The following is a 25,398-nucleotide window of genomic DNA, read 5'->3' on the forward strand; positions in this document are numbered from 1 at the left end:
TCAATCTGTTTCGACTGTTTACCCGCGCCGATACGGGACGGGCCGATGCCCGGAACGGAGGCGTTTCCGGTCATCGGCCCGTGTTACAACTGCCCTGAGGCCGGTGCGCAGCGTTGCCCGCAGGCAACGGCGCACCGCACGATCAGGACATCAACGTCGCGAGCACGCTCGCCGCATCGCTCACTTCGAACTTGCCCGGCGCTTCGACGGCCAGCGTCTTGACCACACCGTCGTCGACCACCATCGCATAGCGCAGGGAACGGATTCCCATGCCACGCGCGGACAAATCCTGCGTCAGCCCCAGCGCATGAGTGAAAGCAGCGCTGCCGTCCGCCATCATGCGCACCTTGCCCGCGGTGTGCAGATCACGTCCCCATGCGCCCATCACGAATGCGTCGTTGACGGACACGCACCAGAGCTCGTCGATGCCCGCCGAGCGCAGTTGCTCGGCGAGCTCGACATAGCCCGGCACATGCTGCGCCGAACAGGTCGGCGTGAACGCGCCCGGCAATCCGAAGATCACCACCCGCTTTCCCGCAACCTGATCGCGCACGCTGAAGGCATTCGGCCCCAGCGTGCAGCCTTCGCGCGCGTCGTCGATGAATTCGAACAGTTGCGCGTCGGGCAGCGCGTCGCCCACTTGAATCATGGCTGGTCCCTCATAGCGATACGGTTTTTCGGCGTATTGCGGACAGCACGTCCCATCCCGCTCCGCTCATGCGAAGAGGGCACGTTTCCCGGCCCGGCGTCGCATCCGACGCGGCCTGTCGTGGTCCGTGGCATCCGTCACGCCGGCGTTACCGCGGCAATCTCATCGATTGCGCCGCGGCTTCGCCTGTGTGTGCGTCGTCAGTCAGCCTGCTTGCGCAGGAAAGCCGGGATGTCGTACGTGTCGACACCCTTCTCCTGCAGCGCCTGCACGTGCGATGCCGCGGTTTCGCGCGAGTTGCGCCACACCGCCGGCGTATCGAGCGCGCCGTAGTCGGCCGTGCTGACGTGTTGCGGCTGCGCATAGCCGTGCGAGATCGCGCTGACCGGCTGGTTGTCGGTACCCGTGCGCAGCAGCGTCATCGGAGCCGATTGCTGCTTCTTCGCCGCACGGCCCAGACCCGTCGCCACGACCGTCACGCGCAGTGCATCGCCCATTGCGTCGTCGTACACCGCACCGAAGATCACCGTGGCGTCTTCCGCCGCGTAGCTCTTGATCGTGTTCATCACTTCGCGCGTTTCCGACAGGCGCAGCGAACGGCTCGACGTGATGTTGACCAGCACGCCGCGCGCGCCCGACAGATCGACGCCTTCGAGCAGCGGGCTCGCCACGGCCTGTTCCGCCGCGAGGCGTGCGCGATCGACGCCGGCGACCGTCGCCGTGCCCATCATCGCCTTGCCCTGCTCGCCCATCACCGTCTTCACGTCTTCGAAGTCGACGTTCACGAGGCCATCGACATTGATGATTTCAGCGATGCCTGCGACCGCGTTGTTCAACACGTCGTCCGCGCACTGGAAGCACTTGTCCATCTCGGCGTCATCGCCCATCACGTCGAACAGCTTGTCGTTCAGGACGACGATCAGCGAGTCGACGTGATCCTCCAGTTGCTGCGAGCCTGCTTCGGCGACGCGCATGCGCTTGCCGCCTTCGAATTCGAACGGCTTGCTGACGACACCCACCGTCAGGATGCCCATCTCCTTCGCGATCTGCGCGACCACCGGCGCCGCGCCCGTGCCCGTACCGCCACCCATGCCGGCCGTGATGAACACCATGTGCGCGCCACGCAGCGCGTCGGCGATGCGCTCACGCGCCTCTTCCGCCGCCGCCTTGCCCATTTCCGGCTTCGCGCCGGCGCCGAGGCCGGTGTTGCCGAGCTGGATCACGGACGGTGCGCGCGCGCGCGACAGCGCCTGTGCGTCGGTGTTCATCACGATGAAGTCGACGCCCTGCACGCCACGGTTGATCATGTGCTGAACGGCATTGCCGCCAGCGCCGCCAACGCCGACCACCTTGATGATGGTGCCGTTGGTTTCGGTTTCCAGCATTTCGAATTCCATTGTTGCCTCCGTCAAGAGAATAAAACTACTCGGCCGTTATTCGGCAGGAGATCGGGCAACCCCCTGTCGCGCGCCAGCCGCCGGCACCGGCGCGAATTTCGATTCGGTTCGTCCCCAAGAAAACGCCGGGCCACCCCGGGTTTTCTTGGCCCCCTCGGGGGGCAGGCTCGGCATGCCGAGCCGTGGGGGTACTCAAAAATTGCTCAGGAACCATTCCTTCATCCGCGAGAAGATCTGCCCCGCGTTGCCGGACTGCACGGCGACCTTGCGACCGCGCATGCGCTGTGCGCTGCCTTCGACGAGCAGGCCCATCGCCGTCGAGTAGCGCGGATTGCGCACCACGTCGGCGAGGCCGCCTGCGTATTCCGGCGCGCCGATGCGCACCGGTTTCAGGAAAATGTCTTCGCCGAGCTCGACCATGCCCGGCATCATCGAAGCCCCGCCGGTAATGACCACGCCGGAGCTCAGCAGTTCTTCATAACCCGACTCGCGCACGACCTGCTGCACGAGCGAGAACAGTTCCTCGACGCGCGGCTCGATCACGGCCGCGAGCGCCTGGCGCGACAGCGTGCGCGGGCCGCGTTCGCCGAGGCCGGGCACTTCGACCATCTCGTCCGGATCGGCGAGCGCCTGCTTCGCGATCCCGTAGCCGACCTTGATGTCTTCCGCGTCCGGCGTCGGCGTGCGCAGCGCCATCGCGATGTCGCTCGTGATCTGGTCGCCGGCGATCGGAATCACCGCGGTATGGCGGATCGCGCCTTCGGCGAAGATCGCGATGTCGGTCGTGCCGCCGCCGATGTCGACCAGCACCACGCCGAGATCCTTCTCGTCTTCCGTCAGCACGGCCAGCGACGACGCGAGCGGCTGCAGGATCAGGTCGTTCACTTCCAGCCCGCAGCGGCGCACGCACTTGACGATGTTCTGCGCGGCACTGACCGCGCCCGTCACGATGTGCACCTTCACCTCGAGGCGGATGCCGCTCATCCCGATCGGCTCGCGCACGTCTTCCTGCCCGTCGATGATGAATTCCTGCGTGAGGATGTGCAGCACCTGCTGGTCGGTCGGGATGTTGATCGCCTTCGCGGTCTCGATCACGCGCGCGACGTCGGTCTGCGTGACTTCCTTGTCCTTGATCGCGACCATCCCGCTCGAGTTGAAGCTGCGGATGTGGCTGCCGGCAATCCCCGTGAACACGTTGGTGATCTTGCAATCGGCCATCAGCTCGGCTTCCTCGAGCGCGCGCTGGATCGACTGCACGGTGGCCTCGATATTGACCACCACGCCCTTCTTCAGACCCTTCGATTCGCTCTGGCCGAGGCCGATCACCTCGTAATGGCCTTCGCCCTTCAGCTCGGCGACGATGGCCACCACCTTCGACGTGCCGATGTCGAGGGAAACCAGCAGATCCTTGTAGTCTTTGCTCATAAAGTGCTCTTGCGTGTGATCTCTCGTTACTTCTTGCGCTTGTCGGTATCGGTCAGGAACCGCATGCCTGCCGCACGAATCGCGAATCCGTTCGGATAACGCAGGTCCGCATACTCGATGTCGTTGCCCCAACGCTCCGTGACGGCCGGCCACGCGGCGACGAGGCGCTGGCTCCGGTCATGCAGGGTCTCGCTGGTGCGCTCCTTGCCCAGTTCGACCTGCATGCCGTTCGACAGCTTCACCGTCCACGCGTAGCGCGCCGACAGCGTCACTTCTTCCGGCGCCGCCTTCAGCGGCGCAAACCAGTTCGTGAAGTCGCGATACCGCGTGACGACTTCCTTCGCACTACCCTCCGGGCCGTCGAACGCCGGCAGTTCCTGATCCAGTTCGCCCTGGTTCGCGGTGAACAGCTCGCCGTCGACGCTCACGAGCTGCGCGCTGCCCCAGGTCCCGAGCGGTTTGTACTCCTCGAGCGTGACAGCCAGCGCATTCGGCCACACCCGGCGCACGCTCGCGTGGCGCACCCACGGCATCTGCTCGAACGCGGCACGCGCCGTATCGAGATCGACCGTGAAGAAATTGCCCTTCAGCCGGCCGACCACGCCCGCACGCACCGTCGGCGTGTTGATGTGCTCGGTGTCGCCGTCGATCCGGATTTCGCGCAGCGCGAACGTCGGACGCTGGATCAGCCAGTAGCAGCCGGCCGCCGCCAACACGAGCAGCAACAGCGCGTACAGCGCGCTGGCGGCAAGGTTGAGTTGGCGAACGTTGTTCCACATACGTCGTTCCGTTCCTGCGTCAGTCGTTGAGCGTAAGCGACAGCACCTTCACGACCAGCTCCGAATAGCTGATGCCGATCGACCGCGCGGCCTTCGGCGGCAGCGAGTGGTCGGTCATCCCGGGGGCCGTGTTCACTTCCAGGAAATACGCGTTGCCGGCGGCATCGAGCATGAAGTCCGCGCGCCCCCAGTCGGTGCAGCCGAGCACGTCGAACGCGCGACGCGCGATGCGCTTCAGTTCCGCTTCCCGCTCCGTCGGCAGCCCGCACGGAATCAGGTACTGCGTATCGTCGGCGACATACTTCGCGTGGTAGTCGTAGAACTCGCCGGCCGGCACGATCTTGATCAGCGGCAAGTCGAGATCGCCGGCGATGCACGCGGTGTACTCGCCGCCGCCTTCGATGCTCTTCTCGACGATCACGATCTTGTCGTGCGCCGCGGCTTCCGACAGTGCGGCGGGCAACGCGTCGGCCGTCTTCACCTTCAGCACCGCGACGCTCGAGCCTTCGCTCGCCGGCTTCACGAACAGCGGCAGGCCGAGCTTCGCGACGATGTCCGCCGCACGGGCCGCGTAGTCGTCGCCGCGCATCACCGTCTCGAACGGCGGCGTCGGCACGCCCGTCTGTTGCCACACGAGCTTCGTGCGGAACTTGTCGAGGCCGAGCGCCGAGCCGAGCACGCCGCTGCCCGTGTAGCGGATACCGTAGAAATCGAGCGCGCCCTGGATCTGGCCGTTCTCGCCGTAGCCACCATGCAGCGCGTTGAACGCGCGCACGAAGCCTTCATCCTTCAGCGCCGACAGCGGCCGCTCGGCCGGGTCGAACGGATGCGCGTCGACGCCCGCGTCACGCAGGCCCTGCAGCACGAGACGGCCCGAGGTGAGCGACACCTCGCGCTCGGCGGATTCGCCACCGAACAACACCGCCACCTTGCCGAAACGTTTCGGATCGATCCCGCTCATGTCATGCCTTCTGTTGTGTGTGTTGCACGAGCTTCGCCGGCACGCCGCCGATCGAACCCGCGCCCATCGTGATCACCACGTCGCCGTTCTGCGCGACCCTGGCCAGTGCGTCCGGCACGTCGTCGACCGTCGCGACGAACACCGGGTCAACCTTGCCCACCGCGCGCAGCGCACGCGACAGCGCGTCGCCGTTGGCCGTCGCGATCGCCGCTTCGCCCGCGGCATAGACTTCCGTCAGCACCAGCGCGTCGACCGTCGACAGCACATTGACGAAGTCGTCGAAACAGTCGCGCGTGCGCGTGTAGCGGTGCGGCTGGAACGCCAGCACGAGGCGGCGGCCCGGGAACGCGCCGCGCGCGGCCGCGATCGTCGCGGCCATCTCGACGGGGTGGTGGCCGTAGTCGTCGATCAGCGTGTAATGGCCGCCGTCCACACTCGGCACCTCGCCGTAGCGCTGGAAGCGTCGGCCGACGCCGTTGAATTCCTCCAGCGCCAGCTGGATCGCGTCGTCCGCCACGCCGAGATCGGTCGCGATCGCGATCGCCGCGAGCGCGTTCTGCACGTTGTGCAGGCCCGGCATGTTCAGCACCACCGCGAGCGGCGCGCGCCCTTCGCGAATCACCGTGAAATGCATCCGGCCGTCGCGCGCATCGATGTCTTCCGCGCGCACCTGCGCGTCCGGCGACAGCCCGTAGCGCACGACCGGCTTCGAGATGAACGGGATGATCTGCCGCACGTTCGGATCGTCGACGCACACCACCGCGCTGCCGTAGAACGGCAGGCGTTGCGTGAATTCGATGAACGCCTGCTTGAGCCGCGCGAAATCGTGGCCGTAGGTGTCCATGTGATCGGCGTCGATGTTCGTGATGACTTCGATCACCGGATACAGGTTCAGGAACGACGCGTCCGACTCGTCAGCCTCGGCGACGATGAAGTCGCCCGTGCCGAGCCGCGCGTTCGCGCCGGCGCTGATCAGCCGGCCGCCGATCACGAAAGTCGGGTCCAGCCCGCCCGCCGCGAGCACGCTCGCGACGAGGCTCGTCGTCGTGGTCTTGCCGTGCGTGCCGGCGATCGCGATCCCCTGCTTCAGGCGCATGAGTTCCGCGAGCATCACCGCGCGCTGCACGATCGGCACGCCCTGGTGGCGCGCGGCCAGCACTTCGGGGTTGTCCGAGCGCACGGCCGTCGACACGACGACCGCGTTCGCGCCCTCGATGTTCGCCGCGTCGTGCCCGATCGCGATCCGCGCGCCGAGCGCCGCGAGACGGTCGGTCACCGCGTTGCGCGACAGGTCGGAGCCGCTGACCTCGTAGCCGAGGTTGACGAGCACTTCGGCGATGCCGCTCATGCCCGCGCCGCCGATCCCGACGAAATGAATGTGTTTGACGATGTGTTTCATTGCAGTTGTTCCAGGTTCGCGCCGGCCACCTTCGCGCAGACGCGCGCGACTTCGTCGGTGGCCTCGGGCTTCGCCAGCGAGCGCGAACGCTCCGCCATGTCCGCGAGCGACGCCCGCGACTGGCCGCGCAGCCAGTCGGCAAGCAGTTCCGCCGACAGGTCGCGTTGTTGCACCAGCACCGCCGCGCCCGCATCGGCGAGGAACGCGGCGTTGGTCGTCTGGTGGTCGTCGACCGCGTACGGGAACGGCACGAACAGCGCCGCCACGCCCACCGCCGCGATTTCCGATACCGTCATCGCGCCGGAGCGGCAGATCACGAGATCCGCCGCCGCGTACGCGGTCGCCATGTCGTCGATGAACGGCACGAGCCGCACGTCGTCGCCGCCGGCGAATCCGGCCGCTTCGTAATTCGCCTTCAGCGCCTCGATGTGCTTCGCGCCGGCCTGGTGCACGATGCGCGGGCGCTCGCCCGGCGCCAGCAGCGCCAGCGCGCGCGGCACGACTTCGTTCAGTGCGGCGGCGCCGAGACTGCCGCCGACGACCAGCACGTTCAGCGGACCGCTGCGCGATGCATAGCGTGCTTTGGGCGTTTCCGTGCGCGCAAGTTCCGCGCGAATCGGGTTGCCGGTCCATTCCGCGTGCGGCAGTGCGCCGGGGAACGCGACGAGCACGCGTTTCGCGAATTTCGCGAGCACCTTGTTCGCGAGACCGGCGATCGAATTCTGTTCGTGCAGCACGAGCGGGCGGCCCGACAGCGCGGTCATCACGCCCGCCGGGAACGTGATGTAGCCGCCCATCCCGAGCACGACGTCCGGCCGCACGCGGCGCAGCGCGCCGAGACTCTGCCAGCATGCGCGCAGCAGGTTGAACGGCAGCGTCAGCTTGGTCTTCAGGCCCTTGCCGCGCAGTCCGCCGAAGCGCACGTATTCCATCGGGATGCCGTGCTTCGGCACGAGCGTCGCTTCCATCCCGGCCGGATTGCCGAGCCATACGACGCGCCAGCCCGCCGCTTCCATCCGGTGCGCGACGGCGAGCCCCGGGAACACGTGGCCCCCGGTGCCGCCTGCCATCACCATCAGCGTGCGTCGCGACGCGGTCATACCTTCCCTCCGCGCATCAGTACGCGATTTTCATAGTCGACCCGCAACAGCACCGCAAGCGCGACACAGTTCAGCAGGATGCCCGAGCCGCCGTAGCTCACGAGCGGCAGCGTCAGGCCCTTGGTCGGCAGCAGGCCGAGGTTCACGCCCATGTTGATGAACGTCTGCGCGCCGAACCAGATGCCGATGCCCTTCGCCATCAGGCCCGCGAACGTGCGGTCGAGCGCGAGCGCCTGACGGCCGATCTCGAACGCGCGGCGCACGATCCAGTAGAACAGCAGGATCACGACCAGCACGCCAACGAAGCCGAGTTCCTCGCCGATCACCGCGAGGATGAAGTCGGTATGCGCTTCGGGCAGGTAGTTCAGCTTCTCGACGCTGCCGCCGAGGCCGACGCCGAACCACTCGCCGCGGCCGAATGCGATCAGCGAGTGCGTGAGCTGGTATGCCTTGCCCTGCGCATAGCGCTCGTCCCACGGATCGAGGTAGGCGAAGATCCGCTCGCGACGCCACGGCGACAGCCATACGAGCATCGTGAAGGTGCCGACCGCCGTCGCCACCAGGCCGCCGAACAGCTTGCCGTTCACGCCGCCGAGAAACAGCACGCCCATCGCGATCGCGGCGACCACCATGAACGCGCCCATGTCCGGCTCGAGCAGCAGCAGCGCGCCGACGAGACCGACCGCGAACGCCATCGGCAGGAAGCCCTTCGCGAAGCTCTGCATGTACTCCTGCTTGCGCACCGTGTAGTTCGCCGCGTAGATCGTCACCGCGAGCTTCATGATTTCCGATGGCTGCATGTTCGTGATGCCGAGCGGAATCCAGCGGCGCGCACCGTTCACACCCTTGCCCACGTGCGGGATCAGCACGATCACGAGGCCGACCAGTGCGATCAGGAAGAGATGCGGCGCGTATTTGTCCCAGGTCGACACGGGCACGCGGAACGCGATCACCGCCGCGATGAACGCGACGACGAGCGACACGCAGTGGCGCATCAGGAACGCGTAGTCGTGATACGACGCGTATTTCGGCGAATCGGGCATCGCGATCGACGCCGAATACACCATCACGACGCCGAGCCCGAGCAGCGCGATCGCGACCCACAGCAGCGAGTAGTCGAAGTCGAGCATGCGCGAGCGGCTCGGCCGAACGCCGTTCACGACGCTCGCGAGGCCGCCGGTCGCGGCGCGCGTGGCCGACGCGACACGGCCGCCGGCAGCATTGCCGCCGGCATCGCGCCGGTCGTTGAAACGGGACACGAGGCGATCGGACCAGCTCATGGCGTCGCTCCTTTGTCGATGGCGATTTCATCCACCGCCGCGCGGAACACGTCCGCGCGATGGGCGTAGTTCCTGAACATGTCGAGGCTCGCGCACGCGGGCGACAGCAGCACCGCATCGCCCGGCTCGGCGAGGTCGGCGGCGGCACGCACCGCGCCTTCGAGCGTCGCGTGGTCGGCGAGCGGCACACCGGTTTCGGCGAGCGTGTCGCGAATCGCCGGCGCGTCGCGGCCGATCAGCATCACGGCACGGCACCAGCGCGCGACCGGCGCAACCAGCGGCGCGAAATCCTGGCCCTTGCCGTCGCCACCGGCGATCAGCACGATCTTCTGCGCGAGCCCGTCGAGCGCGGCCACCGTCGCGCCGACGTTCGTTCCCTTGCTGTCGTCGACGTAGTCCACGTCGTCGATCGTCGCGATCACTTCGACGCGATGCGCCTCGCCGCGATACTCGCGCAGCGCGTGCAGCAGCGGCGCGGCCGGCAGGTCGATCGCGCGTGCAAGCGCGAACGCGGCCAGCGCGTTCGCCGCGTTGTGCAGCCCGCGGATGCGCAGCGCGTCAGCCGGCATCAGGCGCTTCTGCGCGATGTCGGGCGTATGCGCGGCGTCGCGCTTGCGGCGACGGCTCGTCGTCTCGTCCGGCGCGTCGCGGTCGACCGCTTCGACCAGCCACGCAATGCCGTTGTCGCGCGACAGGCCGTAGTCGCCGTCCTGCGTCGGTTCGTTCAGGCCGAACGTGACCGTGCGCGCCGCATCGGCCGCGCCGGGGGCCGGTGCGAACTTCATCACGGCCGCATCGTCGCGATTGAGCACGCGCGTGGTCGTCGCGCCGAAGATCCGGCCCTTCGCGGCCGCATAGGCGTCGAAGCTGCCGTGCCAGTCGAGGTGATCCTGCGTGATGTTGAGGATCGCGGCCGCATCCGGCGCGAACGTGCGGGCCGTCTCGAGCTGGAAGCTCGACAGTTCCAGCACCCAGACGTCGGGCAGCGCCGTATCGTCGATCGCACCCGCGAGCCGGTCGAGCATCGCCGGGCTGATGTTGCCGGCGACGGCGACCTTCTTGCCCGAACGCTGGCACAGCAGGCCCGTGAGGCTCGTCGTCGTGGTCTTGCCGTTGGTGCCGGTGATCGCGAGCACCTTCGGCTGATAGCCGCTCGCGCCGAGCGCGCGCAGCGCCTGCGCGAAGAATTCGAGTTCGCCCCACACCGCGATCGCGCGCTCGTTCGCGGCCGCGATCAGCGCCGCCAGTGCCGGTTCGAGCGGCGACAGGCCGGGGCTCAGCCCTACGATCTCGACGCCGCCGTCGAGCAGCGCAGGCGTGAACGGCCCGCCGACGAACTCCGCATCGATGCCTTCGGCCTGCAGCGCGGCAAGGTTCGGCGGCGCCTCGCGGGTATCGGCAATACGCAGCCGGCACCCGTGCCTCGCGCACCATCGCGCGATCGCGAGACCCGATTCCCCGAGCCCCAGTACGAGCACCATCGGCCGCTGCCGATCTCCAAACATCTCGCCAGACATCCTTGTTACCTTTCCTTTACCGCAGCTTGAGGGTGGACAGACCGAACAGGCACAGCATCAGCGTGATGATCCAGAAACGCACCACCACCTGCGTTTCCTTCCAGCCGGACAATTCGAAATGGTGATGCAGCGGTGCCATCTTCAGCAGGCGCCGCCCTTCGCCGTAACGCTTCTTCGTGTACTTGAACCACGACACCTGCAGCATCACCGACAGTGTTTCCGCGACGAAGATGCCACCCATGATGAACAGCACGATTTCCTGGCGCACGATCACCGCGACCGTGCCGAGCGCGCCGCCGAGCGCCAGCGCGCCGACGTCGCCCATGAACACCTGCGCGGGGTGCGTGTTGTACCAGAGGAACGCGAGCCCTGCCCCGCCCATCGCGGAACAGAAGATCAGCAATTCACCGGCGCCCGGGATGTGCGGGAACAGCAGATATTTCGAATAGACCGAGCTGCCCATCACGTACGCGAACACACCGAGCGACGCGCCGACCAGCACGACCGGCATGATCACGAGGCCGTCGAGGCCGTCGGTCAGGTTCACCGCGTTGCTCGCGCCGACGATCACGAAGTAGGTCAGCACGATGAAGCCCCACACGCCCAGCGGGTAGCTGATCGACTTCAGGAACGGCAGCATCAGGTCGGCGCGCGCCGGCAGCCCCATCGACAGGCCGCTCCTCACCCATGCCATGAACAGGTCGAACACGCGCACGTTGTTCGCTTCGGACACGCTGAAGGCGAGGTAGACGGCTGCGAACAGCCCGATCACCGATTGCCAGAAATACTTCTCGCGCGACGACATCCCGCGCGGGTCCTTGTGGACGACCTTGCGGTAATCGTCGACCCAGCCGATCACGCCGAAACCGAACGTGACGAGCATCACGATCCAGATGAAACGGTTCGTCAGGTCGCCCCACAGCAGCGTCGCGACCGCGATGCCGATCAGGATCAGCACGCCGCCCATCGTCGGCGTGCCGGACTTGACCAGGTGCGTCTGCGGGCCGTCCTTGCGCACGGCCTGACCAACCTTCATTTGCGTCAGCTTGCGGATCACCCACGGTCCGCACACGAGCCCGATCCCCAGCGCGGTGATGGTGGCCATCACCGCACGGAACGTGAGGTACGTGAACAAGCGCAAAAAGCTTGCGTCTCCTTGCAGCCATTGCGCCAGCGCCAGCAGCATGCTTCCTTCCTTCTACTCAGTGTGCAGCGGGCACCGTGCCCGCCGCGGGTTGTTTCGTCAGCGCGTCGACCACGCGCTCCATCTTCATGTACCGCGAGCCCTTCACGAGCACCGTCGCCTGCGCGCCGTAGCCCGCAGTGAGCAGTGCCGTCACCAGCGCGCCGACGTCATCGAAATGGCGGGCCGTGTCGCCGTACGCGGTACAAGCATCACGCGACGCGTCGCCATGTGCGAACAGCGCATCGATGCCGCGCTCGCGCGCATACGCGCCGATCTCCCGGTGAAATGCCGGGCCTTCGTCGCCTACCTCGCCCATGTCGCCGATCACCAGCACGCGCGGCTCAGTTTGCGCGGCCAGCACGTCGATCGCCGCGCGCATCGAATCGGGGTTCGCGTTGTAGGTGTCGTCGACGACCGTCGCGCCCGCGAGGCTGCCGACGACCGCTCGCCGGACCTGCAAGCGGCCCTTGACCGGCTCGAACGATTCGAGCCCCTGCTTGATCGCGGCCAGCTCGATACCGGCCGCGAGTGCCGCGGCCGTTGCCGCCAATGCGTTGCGTGCGTTGTGCTCGCCGAGCGCGCGCAGCCGCACCGTCACCGGGCCGGACGGCGTGTCGATCGCAAGCTCGCCGCCGTGCAAACGGCCCGTGACCTGCGCTTCGACCTGTCGTTCGGCGTCGTGCAGCGCGAAATCGAGAATCCGGTTGCCGGTCGCCGCGACACGCCAGATACCGGCGTACGCATCGTCGGCCGGAAACACCGCGACGCCGTCCGGCGTCAGCGCGTGGATCACGGCCGCGTGTTCGAGCGCGACCGCCTCGACCGTCGCCATGAATTCCTGGTGTTCGCGCTGCGCATTGTTGACGAGCGCAACGGTCGGCGCCGCGAGGCGCGCGAGAACTTCGGTCTCGCCCGGGTGATTCATCCCGAGCTCGATCACCGCGACGCGATGTGCGCCCGACAGGCGCAGCAGCGTCAGCGGCACGCCGATGTCGTTGTTCAGGTTGCCGGCCGTCGCCAGCCGCGCGTCGGCGCCGACTGCAGCCGCGAAGATCGACGCGATCATTTCCTTGACGGTCGTCTTGCCGTTGCTGCCCGTCACCGCGACGAGCGGCACCGCGAAGCGCTTGCGCCAGCCGTGCGCGAGTGCGCCGAGCGCGGCACGCGTTTCACCGCCCTCGATGACCGGCATCGCGAGGCCCGCTGGCGCGTGCGCGACGAGCGCCGCGGCTGCGCCGCGCGCGGCCACGTCGCCGAGGAAGTCGTGCGCGTCGAAGCGCTCGCCCTTCAACGCGACGAACAGGTCGCCCGGACCGACCGTGCGGCTGTCCGTCGACACGCGCTCGAACGTGGTGTCCGAATCGCCGCGGACGGTGGCGCCGGGAATCAGGCGCGCGGCTTCGCCGAGACTGAGCATCGTCATTCGCCGCCTCCCTTGCCGTGCGTCGCGCGTGCCGCAAGCGCGAGCCGCGCGTGATCCTGATCGGAGAACGTGCGCTTCTTGCCCATGATTTCCTGCGTCGCCTCGTGCCCCTTGCCGGCCAGCACGACGACATCCTCGCGGGCCGCGCCGCGCACGGCCTGCAGGATCGCGCTCGCGCGATCCTCGATGCGGCGAGCGCGATCGGGCGCGGTCATCCCCGCGATGACCTGATCGATGATGCGCTGCGGATCCTCGCTGCGCGGATTGTCGCTCGTGACGACGACTTCGTCGGCGAGCCGCTCGGCGATCGCGCCCATCAGCGGGCGCTTCGTCGCATCCCGATCGCCACCGCAGCCGAACATGCAGACGAGCCGCCCACCGCGCGCCGCCGCGATCGGGCGCAACGCGTCGAGCGTCTTGTCGAGCGCATCGGGCGTATGCGCGTAGTCGATCACGACCAGCGGTTCGTCGTTCTGCAGCCGGCCGCCAAGGCGCTGCATGCGCCCGTTGACGGACTCGAGCCGCGCAATCTCCGCGACGGCCGCGTCGAACGGCACGTCGGCCGCAAGCAGCGAGCCGAGCACCGCGAGCAGGTTGCTGACGTTGAACGTGCCGAGCGTGCCGACCTCGACGTCCGCGTCGCCCCACGACGAGCGCAGACGGAAGGCCGTGCCCGTCGTGGTCGCGCGCACGTCGAGCGCGACCAGTTCGCGATCGGCGTCGGCCGCCTGCGCGTCGCCGATCCCGTATGCGATCGTGCGCACGCGGCCGGCCAGCTTGTCGAGCAGGCGGCGGCCGGCTTCGTCGTCGCGATTGACGACCGCTGCGCGCAGACCGCGCCACGCGAACAGCTTCGACTTCGCGGCTTCGTACGCGTCGAACGTGACGTGATAGTCGAGGTGATCCTGCGTGAGGTTCGTGAAGACGGCGATGTCGAATGCCGTGCCGTTCACGCGCCCCTGATGCAATGCGTGCGACGAGACTTCCATCGCGACGGCTTTCGCGCCCGCGTCGTGCAGTTGCGCGAGGCTCCGCTGCAGTTGCGGCGCGTCCGGCGTCGTGAAGCCGGTCGGCACCAGTTGCCCCGGCATGCCGCTGCCGAGCGTGCCGATCAGCGCGCACGGCTGGTGCAGCGCCGTCAGCGCGGCCGCGATCCATTGGGTGCAGGACGTCTTGCCGTTGGTGCCGGTCACGCCGATGGCGAGCAGGCTGTCGCTCGGGTCGCCGTACCAGCCGCTGGCGATCTCGCCGGCCAGTTGGTCGAGCGCCGGCACCGCGAGTGCGACGGGTACGGCCGGTGCGGCTTCGAGACCTTCCGGCTGATACAGCACGGCGGCCGCGCCGCGCGCGACGGCATCGGAAATGAAAGCGCGATTGTCCGCCCCGTCGACCGCATAGCCGAGGAACACGTCGCCAGCCTGCAGACTGCGCGTGTCGGCATGCAGTTGCGCCGCGGGGGCCACATGCTGGCGCAGCCACGCAAGCGCGGCCGCGATCTGCTGATGCGCCGGATGGGAACTGCGAGCGGCGCTCATCGAACAACTCCTGGTGAATTACGTGTCGTGCTGGATACGATCATATGCTTCGCACCGCCGCCCGCGGCGAGCTTTTGCGGGCCCGTCGCGGCGGGCGCGCCGGGCGCGTCGTCGGACACGACGAGCTGCTTGATCGGCATGTTCGGCGGCACGTTCAGCGCGCGCATCGTATCGCCCGCAATCGCCGAGAATACGGGGCCGGACACCTGGCCGCCGAAGTGGCTGCCGGCGGTCGGTTCGTCGACCGACACGGCGACGACGATGCGCGGGTTCGGCATCGGCGCCATGCCGACGAACGACGCGCGGTACTTGCGCGTGTAGCCGTGGCCTTCGTGCTTGTAAGCGGTACCGCTCTTGCCGCCGACGCGATAACCCGGCACGGCCGCATCGGGCGACGTGCCGCCCGGCGCCACCACCGTTTCGAGCATCGCACGCACCTCGCGCGCGGTGGTCGGGTTGAACACCTGCGTACCCACGACCGGCTGGTTGGGGTCGGTCTTGAAAATGGTCACGGGCATCAGCTCGCCGTCATGCGCGATCGCCGTGTATGCGCGCGCGAGCTGGAACAGCGACACCGACAGGCCGTAGCCGTACGACATCGTCGCCTGCTCGATGCGACGCCAGCTCTTCCACGGACGCAGGCGGCCGGCCACCGCGCCCGGGAACCCGACCTTCGGCGCCTGGCCGAGGCCGATGCTCGTATACATATTCCACATTTCCTCGGGCCGCATCGTCATCGCGATCTTCGTCGCGCCGATGTTGCTCGACTTCTGAATCACGCCGCCGACCGTCAGCGTGCCGAAACCCGCGTCGTCGGTGATCGGTGCGCCGTCGAGCACGAAATGCCCGTTGCCCGTCTCGACGAGCGTGTTCGGCGTCACGCGGTGCAGGTCGAGCGCGAGCGACACCGTAAACGGCTTCATGATCGACCCCGGCTCGAACACGTCGGTCATGATCCGGTTGCGCAACTGCTCGCCCGTCATGCGCGAGCGGTCGTTCGGGTTGTACGTCGGGTAGTTGACGAGCGCCAGCACCTCGCCGGTGCGCACGTCGACGACCATCGCAGCGCCGGCCTTCGCCTTGAACTTCTCGACGGCGGCCTTCAGGTTCGCATACGCGATGTACTGGATCTTGCTGTCGATCGACAGGTCGACGTCCGTCCCGTTGTGCGGCGGAATCTGTTCGGCGACGTCCTCGACGATGTGCCCCATCCGGTCCTTGATCACGCGGCGCACACCGGACGTGCCGGACAGCATCTTCTGGTCGCCGAGTTCGACGCCCTCCTGCCCTTCGTCCTCGACGTTCGTGAAGCCGATCAGGTGAGCGGTAATCTCGCCTTCCGGATAGAAGCGCTTGTATTCATTGCGCTGATAGATACCGGGAATGTCGAGCGCGGCGACCTTGTCCGCGACGTCGATCGGCACCTGGCGCTTTACGTAGACGAAACCCTTGTCTTGCGACAGCTTCACGCGCAGTTCCTTCGGCGTCATGCCGAGGAGCTTGCCGAGCTGGTTGACCTTGCCGGCGTCGAGATCGTCCGGCACGGCGTCCGGAATTGCCCAGATCGCGCGCACGGGCAGGCTCGTCGCGAGCACGAGCCCGTTACGGTCGAGGATCTTGCCGCGCGTTGCCGGCAGCTCGATCGTGCGCTGATAGCGGCTCTCGCCCTGCTTCTGGTAGAACGCGTTGCCGGGCCCCTGGATCCAGAACGCCCGCGCAGCGAGCGCGACGAACGCCATGAACAGCAGGAACACGACGAGTTTCGAGCGCCACATCGGCAGGTGCACGCCGAGCACGGGGCTCGACGAGAACTTCACGTCCTGGCGCTTTTGCGACGGCTTCATCGCGCGCCTCCGTTGCCCTTGCTGGCCGTATCGGCCGACGCGGGAATCGGCGCGTCGATCGCCTTCGCGGCGCCCGGCGGCAGCGTCAGGTACTGGGTGCGGCCCGTCGTGATCGGCTGCATCTTCAGCGAATCGTTCGCGAGCTGCTCGATGCGGGACGTCTTGGACAGCGCGCTCTGCTGATATTGAAGCTGCGCGTAGTCCTGCTGGAGCTGACGCTCCTGCGACTGCGCGCGCTGCAGCTGGATGAAGATCTGGCGCTGCTGGTTCGTCGAGTTGACGACCGACAGCGCACAGCCCATCACGATGATCAGCAGGAAGATGTTGAAGCGGCTCATGGCGTGACGCGCTCCGCGATGCGCATCACGGCCGACCGGGCGCGCGGATTCGCGGCAACTTCCGCCTCGCTCGGGAATTGACGACTGATGATCTTGAGCGGCGGGCTCGGGAGGTCGACGGCACGGATCGGCAGGCGACGATCGACGGCAGGCGCACTCGCGTGCGCCTGCATGAATCGCTTGACGATCCGGTCCTCGAGTGAATGAAAGCTGATGACCACCAGCCGCCCCCCTTGCTCCAGCAAAGACAATGCCGCGTCTAGTACGACTTGCAGGTCCGCAAGCTCTTGATTGACGTGAATCCGTATAGCCTGAAAGGTGCGGGTTGCCGGATCCTTGCCCTTCTCACGGGTTTTGACGACGTTACCCACGATTTGGGCAAGCTCGCCCGTGGTGTCGAGAGGCCCAAGACGGTCGGACTCTGCCCGGCGAGCAACAAGCGCCTTTGCAATCTGAAAAGCAAACCGTTCTTCCCCATAATCCCGTATCACCTCCGTCAATTCCTGCACCGAAGCGCGCGCGAGCCATTCGGCCGCCGACTCGCCGCGCGTCGGATCCATTCGCATGTCCAGCGGGCCATCCGCGCGAAAGCTGAAGCCGCGCGCCGGATCGTCCACCTGCGGCGAGGACACGCCCAGGTCCAGCAACACACCCGACACCTTCTCGACACCGCGCGCCGCAAGCGCGTCGCGCATCGATGCAAAGCTGTCGTGCACGATCGAGAAGCGCCCATCCTCGATGCGCTGCGCCGTCTCGATCGCCCTCGGATCCTTGTCGAACGCGATCAGCCGGCCGGCCGGCGCCAGCCGCGCGAGCACCGCGCGGCTATGACCGCCGCGCCCGAACGTGCCGTCGACATAAATGCCGTCCGGCCGCGTCACGAGCGAGTCGACCGCTTCGTCCAACAGTACGGTCCGATGCTGCAATTCGTTTCCCATCGCGGGCGTCTCCGTCACCGCAATCAGAACGTGAAGTTCTTCAGCGCGTCGGGCATGCCCTGCGCCATCGCTGCCTGCTCCTTCGCGATGTAGGTCTGCGAATCCCACAGCTCGAAGTGACTACCCATTCCCAACAACATGACTTCCTTTTCCAGTCCGGCCGCCATCCGCAGCTCGGGCGATACGAGAATCCGGCCTGCGCTGTCGAGATCGACATCCATCGCATTGCCGAGAAAAATTCGCCGCCACCAATGAGCGTCCATCGGCAGCGCGGCGATCTTGGCGCGGAACACTTCCCATTCGGGGCGCGGAAACAGCAACAGGCAGCCGTCCGGGTGCTTGGTCACAGTCACCCGTCCTTCTGCCTGTCCTTGCAGCGCTTCGCGATAGCGAGCCGGCACCGACATCCGCCCTTTCGCATCGAGCGTCAGCGCCGACGCCCCTTGGAACACTTTCCGCTCTCCCGTTCAGGGCACCGAAGCACCCGCTCAATGCTCAAGAATTTAGCCGGAATAGCCCGCCAAATCACACAAAAATACACTTTCTCACACTGTCTCCCACTTTAGTGGAAGGGTTTGGCACGGTCAAGGGAGCGGCCCGGTTTTTTGACGAATTTTGTTAGTTAGAACAAGGACTTACGCGCGCATGCTCATGCGGCCCTTCATGCTAAAAATCGTTATAAATGAATGAGCTAGTGCAACTTGTGAAGGTGATACGTGAGAAAGGCGGGCCAGACTGGCGTGCGGACGGGGCTTTCGGGGGCGGGAAAACGCGGAAAAAACGGGCGGTATCGGGAACGGCGGACCAGGGCGACGTCACACGCCGCCCCGGCCCGAATGTCAGAGATAGTATGCAGTGCTCGTCATGACTTTCGATGCGGCGCGCATCAGCATCCGTGCGGGCAGCGGCAGCTCGATCCCGCCGGCATCGGTCGCGGCCTTGCCGTGCTTCACCTCGTCGAGCCGCATCTGCTCGACGATCGCACGCGACGCCGTGTCGGTCGCCGGCAGCTCGGACAGGTGCCCGTCGAGATGGCTCTCGACCTGGCGCTCCGTCTCCGCCATGAAGCCGAGGCTGACCTTGTCGCCCAGCGTTCCGGCAACGACGCCGATCGCGAGCGCGCCAGCGTACCACAGCGGGTTGAGCAGGCTCGGACGCGAATCGAGTTCCTTCAGCCGATGCGCGGTCCACGCGAGATGATCCTCCTCCTCGCGCGCGGCTTCCTCGAACATCGCCTTCGACGACGACGAGCGCGCGGTCAGCTTCTGCGCCTGATAAAGCGCCTGCGCGCAGACCTCGCCGACGTGGTTCACGCGCATCAGCCCGGCGGCATGCGTACGCTCCGCGGGCGTCAGTTCGCCGGCCGGCGGCTCTGCCGGCGCAGGCACCGGGCGGCTCATCCGGCTAATGCCGGTCAGCGATCGCAGGCCGCGATCGAATTCGCTGATCAGTTCATCCAACACCATCCTGTTCTCCTGGCTGCGTGTGCTGCCGCGGGCGGCAAAGGCACGTGCTCCGCTGCGTAACCGACTTGATTATTCAGCGGAAATTGCGGTTAACCCGTGATTTTAACCATTGTTGCATAAAGGAAACATGGCAGCCTTGCGCCAAGGCATTTCGCTTTGTCGGAAAAATCGGCTTTGCTACATTACGTGCGACTTCTTGCGAAGTTGATGGGGCCCGTCAACACAACATAACTATCCGCCCCGCCAAAAAAATTCAGTGATTCTTGGAGATCCGTTAATGAAAAAGTCGCTTCTCGCGCTCGTCGCGCTGGGCGCGTTTGCTGGCGCAGCTCATGCGCAAAGCAGCGTGACGCTCTACGGCATCATCGATGAAGGCTTCATCTTCAACAACAACGCCAAGGGCGGCCACCTGTACGGTCTGGCAAGCGGCGTGATGCAAGGCAGCCGCTTCGGCCTGCGCGGCACCGAAGATCTGGGCAGCGGCCTGAAGGCGATCTTCGTGCTCGAAAACGGTTTTGACGTCAACTCCGGCAAGCTGGGCCAGGGCGGCCTGATGTTCGGCCGCCAGGCTTACGTCGGCCTGTCGAGCCAGTACGGTACGGTCACGCTGGGTCGCCAGTACGACTCCGTCGTCGACTTCGTCGGCCCGCTCGAGGCAGGCGACCAGTGGGGCGGCTACATCGCTGCTCACCCGGGCGACCTCGACAACTTCAACAACGCATACCGTGTGAACAACGCGGTCAAGTACACGAGCCCGACCTACGGCGGCTTCTCGTTCGGCGGCCTGTACAGCTTCGGCGGTCAAGCCGGCCAGTTCTCGAAGAACCAGGTCTGGTCGCTCGGCGCCGGTTACAACAACGGCCCGCTGGTGTTGGGTGTCGGCTACTTGAACGCACGCACGCCGGCGAACTTCGGCGGCATGTTCAACACCGGCGCGTCGGCTGCGGCGACGGCCGTGTCGTCGCCGGTCTACGGCGCATATGCGAACAGCGCGAATACGTACCAGGTCATCGGTGCGGGCGGTGCGTACACGTTCGGCGCAGCGACGATCGGCGCGACGTACTCGAACACGAAGTTCAAGGGCTTCTCGGTCGGTCCGTTCGTGAACCAGACCGCGACGTTCAACAACGGCGAAATCAACTTCAAGTATCAGCTGACCCCGGCGCTGATCGTCGGCGCGGCGTACGACTACACGCAAGGCAGCAAGATCGACGGCAACTCGGCAGCCAAGTACCACCAAGGCTCGCTGGGCGTCGACTACTTCCTGTCCAAGCGCACGGACGTCTACGTGATCGGTGTGTACCAGCATGCGTCGGGCAACACGCTCGATTCGGCAGGCAACGTCGTTCAGGCACATGCGTCGATCAACGGTCTCGACCCGTCGAGCACCAGCAACCAGGTCGCAGCGCGCGTCGGCATCCGTCACAAGTTCTAATCAGCTTGCCTGACAAGCCGCAGCATATTGAAGGCGCCTTCGGGCGCCTTTTTCTTTTGCGGCTGCGAAGCGGTGAGCGGAGAACAGGACGATCGCCGGACGGTCCGCTCACGGCGGCGAACCGGCCCGTACGCCTCATCGACGGGAATGCCACCGCTGCCGGCGGGCAGCATGCGTCGTGGTATCGCGCCATGCGAATCGCGGATCGCGGCCGCCGCCGGCGATCCGGTCGAGCCGCTCCGTCAGCCACGGCGCATCCCGGTAGAACGCGTGCCGTTCCTGCGACCGTCGGACCTCGGCGCGGCAACCTCGGTGCCGACACCACGAATAAAAAAGCCCGGCATTGGCCGGGCTCGTTCGTTCGACTTCGATGTTATGCGCGTCCGTCGCGCAGTTCGCGCCGCAGGATCTTGCCGACATTCGTCTTCGGCAGTTCCGTGCGGAACTCGACGAGTTTCGGCCGCTTGTAGCCAGTAAGCCGCTCCTTGCAGTACGCGAGGATGTCCTTGTCGGTAAGCGCCGGGTCCTTCTTCACGACGAACAGCTTCACGGCTTCGCCCGAGTGCTCGTCCGGCACGCCGACCGCCGCCACCTCGAACACGCCCGGGTGCGACGCCACCACGTCCTCGACCTCGTTCGGATACACGTTAAAACCCGATACCAGGATCATGTCCTTCTTCCGGTCGACGATCTTCACGTAACCGCGTGCGTCCATCACGCCGACGTCGCCGGTCTTGAAGAAACCGTCCGGGAACATGACCTTCGCGGTTTCGTCCGGACGGTTCCAGTAGCCGGCCATGACCTGCGGCCCGCGGATGCAGATCTCGCCCGGCTCGCCGAGCGCGACGTCGTTGCCTGCGTCATCGCGGATGGCCACTTCTGTCGACGGCAGCGGCAGGCCGATCGTCCCGCTATATTCGGTCGCGGTTACCGGGTTGCAGGTCGCGACCGGCGAGGTCTCCGACAGGCCGTAGCCCTCGACGATCGCCGTATGGGTCTTCTCATACCAGCGCTTCGCGACGCCTTCCTGGATCGCCATGCCGCCGCCGTTGGCGATCACGAGCTTCGACAGGTCAAGCTGGTTGAATTCGGGATGGTTCAGCAGCGCGTTGTACAACGTGTTGACGGCCGGAATCGTCGAGATCTGGTAACCCTTCAACTCCTTGATCATCCCGCCGATGTCGCGCGGATTCGGGATGAGGATGCCCATGCCGCCCGTGCGCATCGTCAGAAAGCCGCAGACCGTCAGCGCGAACACGTGATAGAGCGGCAGCGCGACGACCGTCACGAACTGCTTCACCTCGGGGTACTTCTCGTGCGCGGGATGGTGCCATGCGCCAGCCTGCAGCACGTTCGACACGATGTTCCGGTGCAACAGCGTCGCCCCCTTCGCGACTCCGGTCGTACCGCCCGTGTACTGGAGGAACGCGACGTCGTCGGGGCCGAGCTTCTGCGGCTTGAAGGTTTGCCGCGCACCTTCCGACAGCGCGGCCTTGAAGCGCGTGTACGACGGAAGCTGCCAGGCCGGCACCATCTTCTTCACGTTGCGCACGACGTAATTGACGAGCCAGCCCTTGATGCCCAGCAGATCGCCCATCGACGCGACCACCACATGCTTGACCGCGGTGTTGGCGATGACGGCCTGCAGCGTCGACGCGAAATTCTCGAGGATAACGATCGCCTCCGCCCCGCTGTCCTTCAGCTGATGTTCGAGCTCGCGCGGCGTATAGAGCGGGTTGACGTTGACGACGGTGAAGCCCGCGCGGAGCACCGCGACGATCGCTACCGGGTACTGCAGTACGTTCGGCATCATGAGCGCAACGCGCGCGCCGCGCTTCAGGCCGCGCGACTGCAGCCACGCGCCGAACTGGCGCGACAGCGCATCGAGTTCGCCGTACGTGATGCTCTTGCCCATGCAGACGAACGCCTTGCGGTCACGATATTGCTTGAAGCTTTCGTCGAGGAGATCCGGGATGGAAGGATACGGGGACGCGTCAATTTCGGCTGGAACGCCGGGTGGGTACGATTTCAGCCAAATTTTGTTCATACTGCGCGTCTCCTCACAGATTTTCGAATGGTCGTGCTAAAACGCATCGTAGCGGCTCGTCCTTGCCGAGACAACCGGGTTAGATGCCCACTTCGAACTTTCGAATATATTCGTCTGATCATATCAAGAAGTTCGGTCAAATCCGCTCAACTTCCACCAGACAATCGTAAAACGTCGCCGAGTTGCCGAGATCGGTCAGCGCCTGGCTCGTCACCTCGTTCGCGTTCCGTCCATCCGCCGACAATTTCTTCCACCAGATCGACAGTCCGACGACGAGCCCTGCCCGCGCACGATCGGTCACTCTCGCGACCGCCTGCATCGATCCGCGGTCGTTGAAGATGCGCACGATGTCGCCCTCCCCGATGCCGCGCGCGTCGGCGTCGGCCGGGTGTATATCGAGGTGCGGCTGGCCTTCCGTACTGCGCAGGCTGTCCACGTTCACGAACGTGCTGTTCAGGAAGTGGCGGGCCGGCGGGGAAATCATCGCCAGTGGATAACGAGCGGCGAGTTCAGGGGCGGCCTCCGCCGATTCGAACGGCGGCAGGTAATCGGGCACCGGGTCCATGCCCATCTGCTCGAGTCGCGCACTGTAGAACTCGCATTTGCCGGACGGTGTGCGGAAGCCGCCATTCGCGAAAGGCGCGTCCGCCACCTTGAGCCTCAGCCAGCCGGCCCGCTTCAACGTCTCCCAATCGCTGTCGAGCGTCGGATCGTCCCAACGGAGCGCCATCTGCGCGACCTCTTCGTCGCTGTGATAAAGCGCGGGCTCGTCGAGCCCCATACTGCGTGCGATGCCGCGAAAGATTTCCGTGTTCGGCCGTGCGTCGCCGACTGGCGGAATCGCCGGTAGATTCGCCATCACATAGGTGTGGCCGTATGACTTGTGGACGTCGAGATGCTCGAGTTGCGTCGTGGCAGGCAACACAATGTCGGCGAAATCGACCGTATCTGTCTTGAAGTGCTCGAGAACGACCGTGAACAGATCTTCGCGCGCGAACCCGGCGGCGACTTTCGACGAGTCGGGCGCGACCGCGACCGGATTCGAATTGTAGACAATCACCGCTTCGACCTTCGGCCCGAAGGTGGCGTCACCCGGATGCAGCAGTGCATCGCCGATCGCATTCATGTTGATGATACGCGGCAGTTTGTGTGGCCAGCCTGGCATCAGATCCGGACGCAGCAGCGCCGACTGATTGACCGGAGCGAATTCCGACGACGACAGCAGCAGCCCGCCGGCCCGGTCGCGCCACGCGCCTGTCAGCGCAGGCAAACTCGCAATCGCACGCACGGCATTGCCGCCACCGCGCACACGCTGCATGCCGTAATTGAGGCGAATCGACGCCTTGCGGGTCGCGCCGTAACGACGTGCGAGTTCGATCAGTTCCGACACTTCGATGCCGCAGATCTGGGCGACACGCTCCGGCGGATAGGACAGGGCTCGCGCCTTGAGCGCATCGAAGCCGAGCGTATGACGCGCGATGTAGTCGTGATCGAGCAGGTCTTCGGTAATCAGCACATGCATCATGCCGAGCGCGAACGCGCCGTCGGTGCCCGGCTTCAGCGCGAAGTGCTGATGGCATTTCTCCGCCGTCAGCGAACGGTAGGGATCGATTGCGACCAGACGGGCGCCTCGACGCTTGGCTTCCTGCGCTCGGGTCCAGAAATGCAGGCTGGATGCGATCGGGTTGGCGCCCCAGATCAGGATCAGCTCGCTTTCCTCGAAATGCTCGAGATGCATACCGATGCTTCCGCCATACGTATAGCGCAGCCCTGCTGCACCGGCCGCGGCGCAGATGGTCCGCTCAAGCCGGGACGCACCGAGTTTATGGAAGAACCGCTGCGCGATGCCTTCGCCCTGCACGAGTCCCATCGTTCCCGCGTAGCTGTACGGCATAATCGCCTCCGGCGCACGCGCAGCTATTTCCCCGAGACGACGACCGATCTCGTCAAGTGCTTCGCTCCAGCTGATCGGCACGAAGCGCCCTTCCCCCTTCGCGCCGATGCGCTTGAGGGGCACGGTGAGCCGGTCGGGATGATGGACGCGGTCGGCATATCGGCTGACTTTCGTACACAACACGCCCTGCGTGGGCGGATGGTCGGGATCACCCGTGACCTTGATCGCACGGCCGTTTTCGACGGTCACGCGCATCGCGCATGTGTCCGGACAATCGTGCGGGCAAACGGCCCGAGCTATCTGAGTGGCGACGTTCATCATTCTGGATGCGACTGGGGTGGAGGTTCGCAAATTTTACGAGGATGGAACGACTAAGACCTCATTTCGCACGAATTTCCCGCCTGTTCAGCGAAAAGACTGGAATAACGGATGAAAAATGTCGACGCTGGACCGGCTCCGAACTGCCGATGCGACGATACGGACGCGGGGGCGGGTGTGAAAAGTACCTTGACGGCGGCTTCGCCGAGCGGACACGAGTCACCTACCTGGCCGGAGATTGCAGCCAATAAGCGGGTGATCGGTCCGGGATGATGGAGAGCGGCGGGGTCGGGTTAAGCGCTTGAGCAACAACCGGAGAGGTTCGATTGCCTGCACTCGTGCTTTCCGCCCCGCAAATGCAAAAACCCCCGCCTTTTGGGCGGGGGTTCTTGGCTTAGGGAGCCTGACGATTACCTACTTTCACATGGGAATCCGCACTATCATCGGCGTAGAGTCGTTTCACGGTC

At 65.8% G+C, this 25,398-nt stretch carries 20 protein-coding genes; 1 reads left to right on the top strand and 19 read right to left on the bottom strand.

The features are described from left to right. Positions 1-142: 142 nt before the first annotated feature. The 17 genes from BTE28158_RS16375 to coq7 form a co-directional block, all read right to left on the bottom strand. Positions 143-649 carry a peroxiredoxin gene (locus BTE28158_RS16375; RefSeq protein ID WP_151048163.1) on the bottom strand — a complete coding sequence of 169 codons (507 nt, stop codon included), beginning with the start codon at positions 647-649 and terminating at the stop codon, positions 143-145. Positions 650-849: 200 nt separating this feature from the next. Beyond that, on the bottom strand, positions 850-2,046 hold the full coding sequence (ftsZ, locus tag BTE28158_RS16380; RefSeq protein WP_059608169.1) for a cell division protein FtsZ: 1,197 nt from the start codon (positions 2,044-2,046) through the stop codon (positions 850-852). Positions 2,047-2,238: 192 nt separating this feature from the next. Next, the gene (gene ftsA, locus BTE28158_RS16385) at positions 2,239-3,471 is read right to left on the bottom strand and encodes a cell division protein FtsA (RefSeq protein ID WP_006752447.1); all 1,233 of its coding nucleotides are present in this window, start codon (positions 3,469-3,471) and stop codon (positions 2,239-2,241) included. A 26-nt stretch (positions 3,472-3,497) separates the two neighbouring features. Then, on the bottom strand, positions 3,498-4,250 hold the full coding sequence (locus tag BTE28158_RS16390) for a cell division protein FtsQ/DivIB (protein ID WP_057926855.1): 753 nt from the start codon (positions 4,248-4,250) through the stop codon (positions 3,498-3,500). A gap of 19 nt (positions 4,251-4,269) precedes the next feature. Continuing rightward, positions 4,270-5,211 (bottom strand): D-alanine--D-alanine ligase, encoded by a 942-nt coding sequence (locus BTE28158_RS16395; protein ID WP_151048164.1) that lies wholly within the window; start codon positions 5,209-5,211, stop codon positions 4,270-4,272. Between the two features lies 1 nt (position 5,212). Further along, positions 5,213-6,610 (bottom strand): UDP-N-acetylmuramate--L-alanine ligase, encoded by a 1,398-nt coding sequence (murC, locus tag BTE28158_RS16400; RefSeq protein ID WP_151048165.1) that lies wholly within the window; start codon positions 6,608-6,610, stop codon positions 5,213-5,215. Beyond that, on the bottom strand, positions 6,607-7,710 hold the full coding sequence (murG, locus tag BTE28158_RS16405; RefSeq protein WP_059608166.1) for an undecaprenyldiphospho-muramoylpentapeptide beta-N-acetylglucosaminyltransferase: 1,104 nt from the start codon (positions 7,708-7,710) through the stop codon (positions 6,607-6,609). Before murG ends, murC begins: the two co-directional genes overlap by 4 nt. Continuing rightward, the gene (gene ftsW / locus BTE28158_RS16410; protein ID WP_059528582.1) at positions 7,707-8,990 is read right to left on the bottom strand and encodes a putative lipid II flippase FtsW; all 1,284 of its coding nucleotides are present in this window, start codon (positions 8,988-8,990) and stop codon (positions 7,707-7,709) included. Before ftsW ends, murG begins: the two co-directional genes overlap by 4 nt. Further along, the gene (murD, locus tag BTE28158_RS16415; protein ID WP_151048166.1) at positions 8,987-10,495 is read right to left on the bottom strand and encodes a UDP-N-acetylmuramoyl-L-alanine--D-glutamate ligase; all 1,509 of its coding nucleotides are present in this window, start codon (positions 10,493-10,495) and stop codon (positions 8,987-8,989) included. The genes ftsW and murD overlap by 4 nt, the downstream gene beginning before the upstream one ends. Positions 10,496-10,523: 28 nt before the next feature. Continuing rightward, positions 10,524-11,693 (bottom strand): phospho-N-acetylmuramoyl-pentapeptide-transferase, encoded by a 1,170-nt coding sequence (gene mraY / locus BTE28158_RS16420; RefSeq protein ID WP_059681765.1) that lies wholly within the window; start codon positions 11,691-11,693, stop codon positions 10,524-10,526. Between the two features lie 16 nt (positions 11,694-11,709). Then, positions 11,710-13,116 (bottom strand): UDP-N-acetylmuramoyl-tripeptide--D-alanyl-D-alanine ligase, encoded by a 1,407-nt coding sequence (locus tag BTE28158_RS16425; RefSeq protein ID WP_151048167.1) that lies wholly within the window; start codon positions 13,114-13,116, stop codon positions 11,710-11,712. Next, positions 13,113-14,651, bottom strand: coding sequence for a UDP-N-acetylmuramoyl-L-alanyl-D-glutamate--2,6-diaminopimelate ligase (locus BTE28158_RS16430; RefSeq protein ID WP_059608162.1), 1,539 nt, complete (start codon positions 14,649-14,651; stop codon positions 13,113-13,115). The genes BTE28158_RS16425 and BTE28158_RS16430 overlap by 4 nt, the downstream gene beginning before the upstream one ends. Then, entirely contained in the window at positions 14,648-16,495 is a 1,848-nt protein-coding gene (locus BTE28158_RS16435; protein ID WP_124624691.1) for a peptidoglycan D,D-transpeptidase FtsI family protein, read from the bottom strand. Before BTE28158_RS16435 ends, BTE28158_RS16430 begins: the two co-directional genes overlap by 4 nt. Continuing rightward, complete coding sequence (ftsL, locus tag BTE28158_RS16440) at positions 16,492-16,833, bottom strand: cell division protein FtsL (protein WP_124624687.1); 342 nt, start codon at positions 16,831-16,833, stop codon at positions 16,492-16,494. Before ftsL ends, BTE28158_RS16435 begins: the two co-directional genes overlap by 4 nt. Further along, entirely contained in the window at positions 16,830-17,771 is a 942-nt protein-coding gene (gene rsmH / locus BTE28158_RS16445) for a 16S rRNA (cytosine(1402)-N(4))-methyltransferase RsmH (RefSeq protein ID WP_059608159.1), read from the bottom strand. The genes ftsL and rsmH overlap by 4 nt, the downstream gene beginning before the upstream one ends. Before the next feature lie 23 nt (positions 17,772-17,794). Further along, on the bottom strand, positions 17,795-18,223 hold the full coding sequence (gene mraZ / locus BTE28158_RS16450) for a division/cell wall cluster transcriptional repressor MraZ (protein ID WP_006400450.1): 429 nt from the start codon (positions 18,221-18,223) through the stop codon (positions 17,795-17,797). A gap of 387 nt (positions 18,224-18,610) precedes the next feature. Then, positions 18,611-19,237 carry a 2-polyprenyl-3-methyl-6-methoxy-1,4-benzoquinone monooxygenase gene (gene coq7 / locus BTE28158_RS16455; RefSeq protein ID WP_059608158.1) on the bottom strand — a complete coding sequence of 209 codons (627 nt, stop codon included), beginning with the start codon at positions 19,235-19,237 and terminating at the stop codon, positions 18,611-18,613. Positions 19,238-19,514: 277 nt separating this feature from the next. On the opposite strand from coq7, the gene BTE28158_RS16460 reads away from it, so the two are divergent. Then, positions 19,515-20,672, top strand: coding sequence for a porin (locus tag BTE28158_RS16460; RefSeq protein WP_124624679.1), 1,158 nt, complete (start codon positions 19,515-19,517; stop codon positions 20,670-20,672). A 373-nt stretch (positions 20,673-21,045) separates the two neighbouring features. On the opposite strand, the gene BTE28158_RS16465 is transcribed toward BTE28158_RS16460, so the two are convergent. After that, a complete protein-coding gene (locus BTE28158_RS16465; protein WP_151048168.1) occupies positions 21,046-22,719 on the bottom strand; it encodes a long-chain fatty acid--CoA ligase in 1,674 nt (557 codons plus the stop codon). A gap of 136 nt (positions 22,720-22,855) precedes the next feature. Further along, on the bottom strand, positions 22,856-24,931 hold the full coding sequence (locus BTE28158_RS16470; protein WP_151048169.1) for a molybdopterin-containing oxidoreductase family protein: 2,076 nt from the start codon (positions 24,929-24,931) through the stop codon (positions 22,856-22,858). Positions 24,932-25,398: the final 467 nt, after the last annotated feature.

It is taken from the genome of Burkholderia diffusa, assembly GCF_902499115.1.
Taxonomy (GTDB): domain Bacteria; phylum Pseudomonadota; class Gammaproteobacteria; order Burkholderiales; family Burkholderiaceae; genus Burkholderia; species Burkholderia diffusa.

Bases quoted from the DNA above. Each gene is read 5' to 3' on its own strand.
- BTE28158_RS16465 (WP_151048168.1), bottom strand. From the start codon at position 22,719: ATGAACAAAATTTGGCTGAAATCGTACCCACCCGGCGTTCCAGCCGAA.
- BTE28158_RS16375 (WP_151048163.1), bottom strand. From the start codon at position 649: ATGATTCAAGTGGGCGACGCGCTGCCCGACGCGCAACTGTTCGAATTC.
- ftsL (WP_124624687.1), bottom strand. From the start codon at position 16,833: ATGAGCCGCTTCAACATCTTCCTGCTGATCATCGTGATGGGCTGTGCG.
- BTE28158_RS16460 (WP_124624679.1), top strand. From the start codon at position 19,515: ATGAAAAAGTCGCTTCTCGCGCTCGTCGCGCTGGGCGCGTTTGCTGGC.
- murD (WP_151048166.1), bottom strand. From the start codon at position 10,495: ATGTTTGGAGATCGGCAGCGGCCGATGGTGCTCGTACTGGGGCTCGGG.
- BTE28158_RS16425 (WP_151048167.1), bottom strand. From the start codon at position 13,116: ATGACGATGCTCAGTCTCGGCGAAGCCGCGCGCCTGATTCCCGGCGCC.
- BTE28158_RS16430 (WP_059608162.1), bottom strand. From the start codon at position 14,651: ATGAGCGCCGCTCGCAGTTCCCATCCGGCGCATCAGCAGATCGCGGCC.
- BTE28158_RS16395 (WP_151048164.1), bottom strand. From the start codon at position 5,211: ATGAGCGGGATCGATCCGAAACGTTTCGGCAAGGTGGCGGTGTTGTTC.
- BTE28158_RS16390 (WP_057926855.1), bottom strand. From the start codon at position 4,250: ATGTGGAACAACGTTCGCCAACTCAACCTTGCCGCCAGCGCGCTGTAC.
- ftsZ (WP_059608169.1), bottom strand. From the start codon at position 2,046: ATGGAATTCGAAATGCTGGAAACCGAAACCAACGGCACCATCATCAAG.
- rsmH (WP_059608159.1), bottom strand. From the start codon at position 17,771: ATGGGAAACGAATTGCAGCATCGGACCGTACTGTTGGACGAAGCGGTC.
- murC (WP_151048165.1), bottom strand. From the start codon at position 6,610: ATGAAACACATCGTCAAACACATTCATTTCGTCGGGATCGGCGGCGCG.
- ftsA (WP_006752447.1), bottom strand. From the start codon at position 3,471: ATGAGCAAAGACTACAAGGATCTGCTGGTTTCCCTCGACATCGGCACG.
- mraY (WP_059681765.1), bottom strand. From the start codon at position 11,693: ATGCTGCTGGCGCTGGCGCAATGGCTGCAAGGAGACGCAAGCTTTTTG.
- coq7 (WP_059608158.1), bottom strand. From the start codon at position 19,237: ATGGTGTTGGATGAACTGATCAGCGAATTCGATCGCGGCCTGCGATCG.
- ftsW (WP_059528582.1), bottom strand. From the start codon at position 8,990: ATGAGCTGGTCCGATCGCCTCGTGTCCCGTTTCAACGACCGGCGCGAT.
- BTE28158_RS16470 (WP_151048169.1), bottom strand. From the start codon at position 24,931: ATGAACGTCGCCACTCAGATAGCTCGGGCCGTTTGCCCGCACGATTGT.
- murG (WP_059608166.1), bottom strand. From the start codon at position 7,710: ATGACCGCGTCGCGACGCACGCTGATGGTGATGGCAGGCGGCACCGGG.
- BTE28158_RS16435 (WP_124624691.1), bottom strand. From the start codon at position 16,495: ATGAAGCCGTCGCAAAAGCGCCAGGACGTGAAGTTCTCGTCGAGCCCC.